The organism is Flavobacterium sp. (assembly GCF_044368995.1).
Taxonomy (GTDB): domain Bacteria; phylum Bacteroidota; class Bacteroidia; order Flavobacteriales; family Flavobacteriaceae; genus Flavobacterium.
Genome location: NZ_JBIPMS010000066.1, coordinates 1 through 9,509 on the forward strand (window position 1 = coordinate 1; position 9,509 = coordinate 9,509).

Annotated in this window: 11 protein-coding genes; all 11 read left to right on the forward strand. The window is 29.5% G+C overall.

Annotated elements, in window-relative coordinates; genetic code table 11:
* Window positions 1-414: exosortase family protein XrtF (gene xrtF / locus ACIQ2I_RS05960; RefSeq protein ID WP_396181522.1), on the forward strand; the 414-nt coding region annotated here is incomplete at its 5' end.
* Complete coding sequence (locus ACIQ2I_RS05965; RefSeq protein WP_396181523.1) at window positions 395-847, forward strand: exosortase F system-associated membrane protein; 453 nt, start codon at window positions 395-397, stop codon at window positions 845-847. The genes xrtF and ACIQ2I_RS05965, both read left to right, overlap by 20 nt.
* A gap of 23 nt (window positions 848-870) precedes the next feature.
* Window positions 871-1,284, forward strand: a complete 414-nt coding sequence (locus ACIQ2I_RS05970; protein ID WP_396181524.1) for an HYC_CC_PP family protein — start codon at window positions 871-873, stop codon at window positions 1,282-1,284.
* A 49-nt stretch (window positions 1,285-1,333) separates the two neighbouring features.
* A complete protein-coding gene (locus ACIQ2I_RS05975; RefSeq protein ID WP_396181525.1) occupies window positions 1,334-3,604 on the forward strand; it encodes a TonB-dependent receptor domain-containing protein in 2,271 nt (756 codons plus the stop codon).
* 11 nt (window positions 3,605-3,615) lie between these two features.
* Window positions 3,616-3,966, forward strand: a complete 351-nt coding sequence (locus tag ACIQ2I_RS05980) for a heavy-metal-associated domain-containing protein (RefSeq protein ID WP_396181526.1) — start codon at window positions 3,616-3,618, stop codon at window positions 3,964-3,966.
* Between the two features lie 81 nt (window positions 3,967-4,047).
* Window positions 4,048-5,193 carry an 8-amino-7-oxononanoate synthase gene (locus tag ACIQ2I_RS05985; protein WP_396181527.1) on the forward strand — a complete coding sequence of 382 codons (1,146 nt, stop codon included), beginning with the start codon at window positions 4,048-4,050 and terminating at the stop codon, window positions 5,191-5,193.
* A gap of 77 nt (window positions 5,194-5,270) precedes the next feature.
* Entirely contained in the window at window positions 5,271-5,945 is a 675-nt protein-coding gene (locus tag ACIQ2I_RS05990) for a tetratricopeptide repeat protein (protein ID WP_396181528.1), read from the forward strand.
* Between the two features lie 57 nt (window positions 5,946-6,002).
* Window positions 6,003-7,358, forward strand: a complete 1,356-nt coding sequence (gene murC / locus ACIQ2I_RS05995) for a UDP-N-acetylmuramate--L-alanine ligase (protein ID WP_396181529.1) — start codon at window positions 6,003-6,005, stop codon at window positions 7,356-7,358.
* A 144-nt stretch (window positions 7,359-7,502) separates the two neighbouring features.
* Entirely contained in the window at window positions 7,503-8,186 is a 684-nt protein-coding gene (radC, locus tag ACIQ2I_RS06000; protein WP_396181530.1) for a DNA repair protein RadC, read from the forward strand.
* 110 nt (window positions 8,187-8,296) lie between these two features.
* Window positions 8,297-8,767, forward strand: coding sequence for a hypothetical protein (locus ACIQ2I_RS06005; RefSeq protein ID WP_396181531.1), 471 nt, complete (start codon window positions 8,297-8,299; stop codon window positions 8,765-8,767).
* An 88-nt stretch (window positions 8,768-8,855) separates the two neighbouring features.
* Window positions 8,856-9,485, forward strand: coding sequence for an ABC transporter ATP-binding protein (locus ACIQ2I_RS06010; RefSeq protein ID WP_396181532.1), 630 nt, complete (start codon window positions 8,856-8,858; stop codon window positions 9,483-9,485).
* Window positions 9,486-9,509: the final 24 nt, after the last annotated feature.

A 9,509-nucleotide genomic window follows, 5' to 3' on the forward strand; every position in this document is an offset into this window, starting at 1 on the left:
ACGCATTTTGTAGCAAAACAGACTGAAAACATTCTCGTTTTTTTTAATGCAAATTGCGAGATGATAAAGCATGAATTGGAACCTTGCTATAAAGTAGTCTATAATTCAGTATATATTGCTCGAATAGTGGAAGGTTGTAATGCGGTTAGTGTAATTATTTTATATGCCGCCTTTATATTTTCGTTTTCAAATAAATTTATTACTACTTTTTTGTATCTATTTTTGGGTTCAATAGTAATTTTTATATTGAATATTTTCAGAATTGCTTTGCTTACGGCAGGACTTTATAAGTATCCAGAATACGGCACTTTTTTGCATGATATTTTGTTTCCATTAGTTATTTATGGATTGGTTTTTGTGTTATGGATTATTTGGGTTATTAAATTTTCAGCTTATGCAAAAGCGAAAAAATAAAGCCATAAATATATCAATTATTGGCATTTTGGTAGTTTCCTTATTGCTAATTAGAATGTTCGAAAAAGATTTGTTTTATGATCCTTTTTTAGAGTTTTTTCGTGGTGACACCCAAAATAAAATAGTACCAGAATTTGATGCTTTTAAATTATTTCTAGGACTTTTATATAGGTTTTTCATAAACGGCATGCTTACAATTTTAATATTATATTTTTTATTTAAGGATTTTTTAATAGTAAAACTAACCTCTTTTTTATTATTAATTTTCTTTGTTGTTTTAATTATAGCATTTTTCAGTTTATTACATTTTTCTGAATCGCCAGATTATTTATTTGTTTTCTATGTTAGGAGGTTTCTAATTCAACCCTTATTTTTAATTTTATTTGTTCCAGCTTTTTTTTATCAAAAAGTGTTAATTAACAATAAGTTATAAAAAAATACTATAAATTTGCAGTAATGAATTTTAAAAAACAGATAAGTATTTTTTTAGCATTATTTATTTTAATAGTAAATAGTAGCGCTAGTTTGGTATTGCACTTTTGTAATGACCAAATTGCTTATGTGTCGTTGGTATATCAAAACAATAAATTATTTGATTCTGCATCTGAAGTTTCTTGCTGCGCTTCAGATTCTATTGAAGAAGATGGTTGTTGTTCGAATGAGGAAATAAGTACCGATAAAAAAATTGATTATTCTATTTTAAAAGATTTTCAATTTGATTTTTCTGCTGTAGATTTTTTAAATGAAACGACTGATTTTTTTGGTAAAACAGCTTGCTTTTATTCAAGTATTAAAAATGTAGATTACTATTGTAACTCTAATGCACCGCCTTTTTATAAACTCTATTCTCAACTTATTTTTTACGCATAATTTATATCGTTTTTTAGTTTTTTTAAATTATAAACTTTATAAATTAATTATGTATAAAATCTTATTATTGGCGTTAATGCCATTATTTTCTTTAGCTCAGAATAGCGTCCAAGGAAAAATTATCAATAAAGAAAATTCTCCTATCGCAAATGTAAAAATCACAATTTCAGAATTAAATTCCATTTTGTATTCTGATGAAAATGGCTCGTTTACTTTAATTCAAGGAAACCGAAATCTAGTATTAATTTTAGAAAAGGAAGGTTTTCAGAAACTTGAAATGCAACAAAGTGTCAAATCTGATTTTACTATTCAATTAGAAAAAACAACTTCTGAAAGCAATATTGCAACTGTAACCATTGTAAAGAAGCAAAATACGTTAGGTAGAAAACAGAAAGCAGTTACCAATACGCAACATTTATCGCAAGGCGAATTACAAAAAGCGGCCTGTTGTAATTTATCTGAAAGTTTTGAAACCAATCCATCTATAGATGTAAATTTTTCCGACGCCATTACAGGTAATAAACAAATTAAAATGTTGGGGTTAACGAGTCCTTACATTTTAATGAGTGAAGAAAACATTCCAGCCATTCGAGGTGCTTTACAAGCAACAGGTTTAAATTTTATTCCAGGAACTTGGGCAGAAAGTATTCAAATTACGAAAGGTGCTGGAAGTGTGGTGAATGGATATGAAAGCATTTCAGGTCAAATAAATTATGAGTTACTTAAACCTCAAAAGGAAGACCCGTTTTTTGCCAATGTTTATGCTTCAAATGATGGCAGATATGAATTGAATACTCATTTTGCTAATAAATACTCAGATAAATTAAGTTCCTTAGTTCTATTGCATGGCAATACTAGAAATATTAAAAATGACATGAATCATGATGGATTTTTAGACAATCCGTTAGGAAAACAAGTCAATATTTTAAATCGTTGGCAATATAATAATGCTGAAAAAGGAATTGTGTCATTCTTAAATATCAAATATTTTTCAGATGAAAAAACGGGTGGAACTATAAATGATAATTCGCACGAAATGATTATGAATCCAAATTTTTGGACCAGTCATGTGAATACAGATAAAATTGAAGTTTCACACAAGTTAGGATATGTTTATCCGAACATGCCTTTTCAAAGTATTGGTTTTCAACAAGCTTTTCAGTACAACAAAATGCATTCGGAATTTGGCGATAAAGTGCATCATATTCATCATAAAAATTATTTTTCAAATCTTATTTTTAATTCGATAATAACAAATACCAAGCATAAGTTTATTACGGGTTTGAATTTTAATTTTGATAAATTTCAAGAACATTTAGAAGCCAATTTTATGGCGGAATATGATAGAATTGACACTTCAATTGGTTCGTTTTTTGAATATTCTTACGATAATTTAAATAATTTTAGTTTCGTTTTAGGAGCCAGAGCTGATAATCATAACAGATTGGGTTTGTTTTTTACGCCTAGAGCACATGTTAAATACAATCCGTTTGAAAAAACCACGCTTCGTTTTTCTGCAGGTAGAGGAAAAAGAGCCTCAAATATTTTTGCTGAAAATATAAATGTTTTGGCCAGTTCTAGAGATATTATTATTCAAAACGAAAACGGAAAATTATATGGGTTAAATCCAGAAATTGCTTGGAATTATGGAGCAAGTTTAATTCAGAAATTTTATTTATTTGGAAAAGAAAATGAACTGGTAGTAGATTATTATAAAACCGATTTCAGCAATCAAATTGTGGTAGATTTAGAAAATGCAAGACAAGTAACATTCTCTAACTTAAATGGGAAAAGTTTTGCAGAATCATTTCAATTGGAATGGAATATTAATTTAATGACCCACTTAAATTTAAGAACGGCCTATAAATATTTAAATGTTAAAACGGATTACACTACAGGATTATTAGACAAGCCGTTACAAGCCAAAAACCGTTTTTTTGCTAATATTGCTTATGAAACACATATTTTGGAAAAAGGACAACAATGGAAATTTGATGCCACTTTTAATTGGATTGGTCAGCAGCGTTTGCCAAATACACTTGCCAATCCAATTGAGTATCAATTATCGGAGTACACGCCTAGTTACCAACTTATTAATGCACAAATAACGCGTACATTTTCAAGTACATTTGAAATGTATCTTGGGACTGAAAATTTAGGAAATTTTAAACAGAAAAATGCTATCATTGCTTCGGATAATCCTAACAGCCCATATTTTGATAGTACCATGATTTATGGTCCAGTTTTTGGTACCATGTATTATGCAGGAATAAGATTTAAAATAAAAGATAAAAAAGATCAAAATCAAATAAATCATTAAACACAAAAATTATGAAAAAAATAGTGTTATTAGTTTTAATTGCCTTTTTAGGAATCAATGTAAACGCACAAGAGCAACCAAATAAAAATAAAAAAGTAGAAGTTGAAGTTAATGGTGTGTGTGATATGTGTAAAAAACGCATCGAAAAAGCAGCTTATTCTGTCAAAGGAGTTAAAAGCGCTGTTTGGCATGCAGCAGATCAAGATCTACATTTAATCATTGATGAAACAAAATGTAAGGTTTTAGATGTAGAAAAAGCAGTAGCAATTGCTGGACATGACACTAAAGACATAAAAGCAACAGAAGCACAATATGCAAAAATTCATGGCTGTTGTAAATATCGTACAGATGAAGTACATTAAAAGTCTAAATTTTATTAGATGACAAGAATTAACATTTATTTATAAAATAGAAGTCCTACATTTGTAGGACTTCTTTATGCCTTGAAAAAAATTACTGTAAAAATATTTGAAACTATTAACGACTTTCCAGAAAATTGGAATGCAGTTGCTGCTACCAATCATTTTCTGCAAATTCCATATTTAAAGGTTTTAGAACTTTCTTCACCAACCAATATGCAATGTTTTTATATTGGGTTTTATGAAAATTCCGAATTAATTGGCGTTTCGTTAGCGCAATATTTAGATTTGAATAAATTAGAATCTTTTGGAGAAAGAGACAACTGTTTCAAAACATTCATACGAAATTTTATTTTTCGAAATTTTGCTTCGCATACTTTATTTATTGGAAATAACATGATAACCGGACAAAATAGTTTTACTTTTAATAAAGAAATAAGTTTTGAAAATATTAGTTATTTGTTAACACAATGTTCTGAAGAATTAATCCAATTTTTCAAACAAAAAGGAATAAAAATTCATTTAGTTTCTTTTAAAGATTTTTATCAAGATTGCGCTGTCGAATTTAAAAAGTTTGCTTTTGATAAGATTTACGAATTCAATACACAGCCTAATATGATTTTCGAATTACCTTCTTCATGGAATGTCAAAGAGGATTATTATAACGCCTTTTCAAAAAAATATCGAGATCAATATAAAAGAGCCCATAAAAAATTTGAAGGAATTTCTATGAAAGAATTAGATTTAGATGAGGTTGTTTTGTTTGAATCAAGAATAAATGAGTTATATCATCACGTAGCCAAAAATGCACCTTTTAATACTTTTTTCTTAGCAGAAAACCATTTTTCAACATTTAAAAGTCAATGTGGAAATGGCTTTAAAATTTTTGGTTATTTTTTGGAAGAAAAACTAATTGGTTTTCATTCCGTTTTAGTAAACGACGCTATTTTAGAAACCTATTTTTTAGGATACGATGACCAAGTTCAAAAAGAAAAAATGTTATATTTAAATATGTTATACAACATGACAGAATTTGGAATCACACATCAGTTCAAAAAAATTATTTTTGGCAGAACGGCTTTAGAAATTAAAAGTTCTATTGGAGCGACGCCTGTTATGATGTCCGGTTTCATTTACCATAGTAACAAATTAATCAATAGATTTTTAGGAAAAATATTTAAAAAATTAGAACCTGAAACCTTTTGGCAACAGCGTCATCCTTTTAAATAATGATCACAACTATTTTGCAGTTCTTTTTTATTGAAAAAAACGAATTGTTTTCTTATTTTTGAAAATAAATTTAACCCATGAAAAAATACATTTTCTTTTTACTGCTTTTTTCTCAATCCTTGTTTTCTCAGACTTTATTTGAGAAAGCGGAAAATTTATATAATGAAAAAAAGTTTGAAGAAGCCAAAAGATTGTTTGAAAATTATTTAAAATTGGCTCCCAATCATCAAAAAACAATTGAGTATTTGGGCGATATAGCAGGCAATTCAAAAAAATGGGATGAAGCAATTAAGTATTATAATAAGTTAAGACAACAAAACCCAAACAGCGCTAATTATTGGTATAAATATGGTGGCGCAATAGGAATGAAAGCCAAATCCGTTAATAAGTTCAAAGCGCTTGGCATGATTGACGATTTAGAAACTGCTTTTTTAACGGCGGCCAATTTAGACAAAAAACATGTTGAATCTCGATGGGCGTTAGTATTTTTATATATTGAATTACCTGGAATTATTGGTGGTAGCGAAACCAAAGCTTTAAAGTACGCTGATGAAATCATGGCCATTTCAAAAGTAGATGGTTATTTAGCAAAAGGGCACATTGATGTGTATTACAAAAGATACAAAGCGGCAGAAGTAAATTTATTGAAAGCACATCAAATTGGAAAATCAACCATAACGTATGCCAAGTTATTCGATTTGTACATGAATAAATTAAAAGACAAAGAAAAAGCACAAAGCTTAAAAAAATAATCAACATTTTAATTCCACTAATTTGGAATTTAGAATTTTAAAAATTGGAATTTTCACATGCGTACACATTTCATAGCAATTGGCGGAGCTGCCATGCACAACTTAGCATTGGCCTTACATAATAAAGGATATCAAATAACAGGTAGCGATGATGCTATTTTTGAACCTTCAAAATCTAGATTAGAGAAAAAAGGATTACTGCCTAAAGAAATGGGTTGGTTTCCAGAAAAAATTACAACAGGTATTGAAGCTGTTATTTTAGGAATGCATGCAAAAGAAGACAATCCAGAATTGTTGAAAGCGCAAGAATTAGGGTTGAAAATTTATTCGTATCCAGAATTTTTGTACGAACAATCTAAAAATAAAACAAGGGTTGTAATTGGTGGTTCGCATGGAAAAACAACTATTACGTCTATGATTTTACACGTAATGCATTATCATAATATTGAAGTGGATTATATGGTAGGCGCACAATTAGAAGGTTTTGATACGATGGTGCATCTTACTGAAACTAACGATTTTATCGTTTTAGAAGGTGACGAATATTTATCTTCTCCAATGGACAGACGACCAAAATTCCATTTGTACCAACCAAATATTGCGTTACTTTCAGGAATTGCTTGGGACCATATTAACGTGTTTCCAACGTTTGAAAATTATGTAGAACAATTTAGTATTTTCACTTCGCAAATTACAAATGGTGGAGTCTTAATTTATAATCAAGAAGACGCAACCGTAAAACAAGTAGCTGATGAAACTACAAATCCAATTCGTAAAATTGCCTATCAAACGCCAAGTTATTCGGTTGAAAACGGAACTACATTATTAGATACTCCAGAAGGACCCATGCCAATTGAAGTTTTTGGGGCACATAACTTAAATAATTTAGCAGGCGCCAAATGGATTTGCCAATGTATGGGCGTAGATGAGGTTGATTTTTACGAGGCAATAGCTACTTTCAAAGGTGCAAGTAAACGTTTAGAAAAAATTGCAGAGAGTAGTAATAAAGTCGCATACAAAGATTTTGCCCATTCGCCAAGTAAAGTTTCAGCCACTACTAAAGCAGTAAAAGATCAATATCCTGAAAGAAAACTTATCGCTTGTTTAGAATTACACACTTATAGCAGTTTAAATGCCGAATTTTTAAAAGAATACGAAGGCGCCTTAAATGCGGCAGATGTTGCGGTTGTTTTTTATTCGCCAGATGCTGTAAAAATAAAACAATTAGATGAAGTTTCTTATGAACAAATTGCACAATCATTCAACAGAAAAGATTTAATTATTTATACCAATCCAAAAGAATTTAAAGATTATTTATTTGCACAAGATTTTAATAATTCCGCTTTATTATTAATGAGTTCTGGTAATTACGGTGGTTTGAATTTTGATGAAGTTAGTCAATTGGTCAATTAGATAATTGGTCAATGTGCCAATATTTATAACCCTTCAAGAGTTCAATACTCTTGGAGGTTTTCTTTATTAAATAAACACTAAAATTATTTCTTGTTTGGTTTATTTTAATTAAATTTGATTTTTATAAACGCCAAAATAAATTTTATGTACACGCCAATTAATCAGTGGGCCGAAGATGATCGACCACGTGAAAAACTCCAACTTAAAGGTAAATCAACCTTATCTGACTCCGAATTATTAGCCATATTAATAGGATCAGGATCTAGAAATGAAAGCGCAGTACAATTGTGTCAGCGTATTTTAGCAGCTTCAAACAACAATCTCAACCAACTTAGTAAACTCTCAGTTCATCAATTAATTCAATTTAAAGGCATTGGCGAAGCTAAAGCCATAAGTATCGTTGCTGCCCTAGAATTAGGTAGAAGAAGAAGGTTAGAAGAAGCAACTGAATTACCCAGAGTTACTTCGAGTAAAAGTATATTCGAAATTATGCAACCTATAATTGGCGAATTACCTCATGAAGAATTTTGGGTATTGTATTTAAATAATTCCAATAAAGTAATTCATAAATCGCAAATTAGTAAAGGGGGTATCACAGGAACTGTGGTTGATAATAGAATGGTTTTCAAAACTGCTTTTGAATATCATGCCACATCAATAATCTTATGTCACAATCATCCTTCCGGCAAATTACAAGCCAGTGAACCCGATTTGCAATTGACTAAAAAGCTAAAATTAGCAGGTCAAACTTTAGACGTTTTAGTATTAGACCACCTTATTATTACTGAATTTGGATATTTGAGTTTTAAAGATACCGGAATTTTTTGAGTATGGCTACACAGATTTTTATTGATTCATCACATAAATAAAAAAAACTATGTGACTAAGTGTTTAAAATACTTAATGTACTTTTGCAAAATAAATTTACAGTTAATACAATGAAAGAATTATACCAATTTTCCAATTCCGATTTAGATTTAGTTTCACAAATAAAAAAACAACAAAACATTACGGCTATATTTTATCATTTTTGGATAAATTTAGTAAATCCAGAAGAGAAATTTGTTTTTGTGGACACTATTGAAATTGTTTTTGATAAATCAACCACCTATTTTTTCAAAATTAATGAAGAAGATTCGGGTTACACCATCTCAACTACTTATAATTTTGAAGAAGAACAAAAAATGTTGGCCGCAAAATTTCATGACGTACTTTCATTAAAAAGAATTGATGTAAGTACTGCAACGATTTGGAAAGAAAAAATAAAAACACCGCTTTTGTCAGTAAATACTGTTGTTGATTATGATATGAATAACGAGAATTTTATTTATTTTGATTTTATTGATGGCTCATTAGCAATTTATTACAATGAAGAAAAAGGATTATTAGTAGAAGATTACGAACCATAATGATTTTTATTTGATTGAAATAAAATTTTGTTAATACGTTTTCAAACTTATTTCAATATTCTTATCTTGCCACATAATATAATACAAAATGATAAGCACCAAAAATATTACATTTTCTTACGATAAAAATCAAAATTTCATCATGCCCGATTTGTTTTGCCAGGCAGGAAGTACCATTTTGGTTACAGGAAATTCGGGAAAAGGAAAAACTACCTATTTGCATATTTTAGCAGGTTTGTTGCAACCACATTCTGGAGAAATTTTTATTGATAATACAGATTTTACAAATCTTAAAGGCAGTAAAGCCGATCAATTTAGAGGTAAAAACATTGGAGTGGTTTTTCAAAAATCGCACTTTATTGCATCACTTTCTGTTTTAGAAAATTTAGAAATGGCAAGTTGGTTGGCCTCTGGAAAAAAACATAAAGCTAGAGCTAAAGAATTACTTCAAAAATTAGACATTGCAGAACAAGCTAACAAACAACCAAGTCAATTAAGTGTTGGACAACAACAACGTGTTTCAATTGCTCGTGCATTAATGAACAAACCGAAAGTGCTGTTAGCAGACGAACCTACATCAAGCTTAGATGATAAAAATGCAGACAACGTAATTGAAATTTTAGAAACATTATCTAAAGAATATAAAACGGCTTTAATTATTGTCACACACGATAATCGTATTAAAGCCAAATTCACCAATCAAATTACAATGGTATGATCGGAAAATTAGCATGGAAAAATA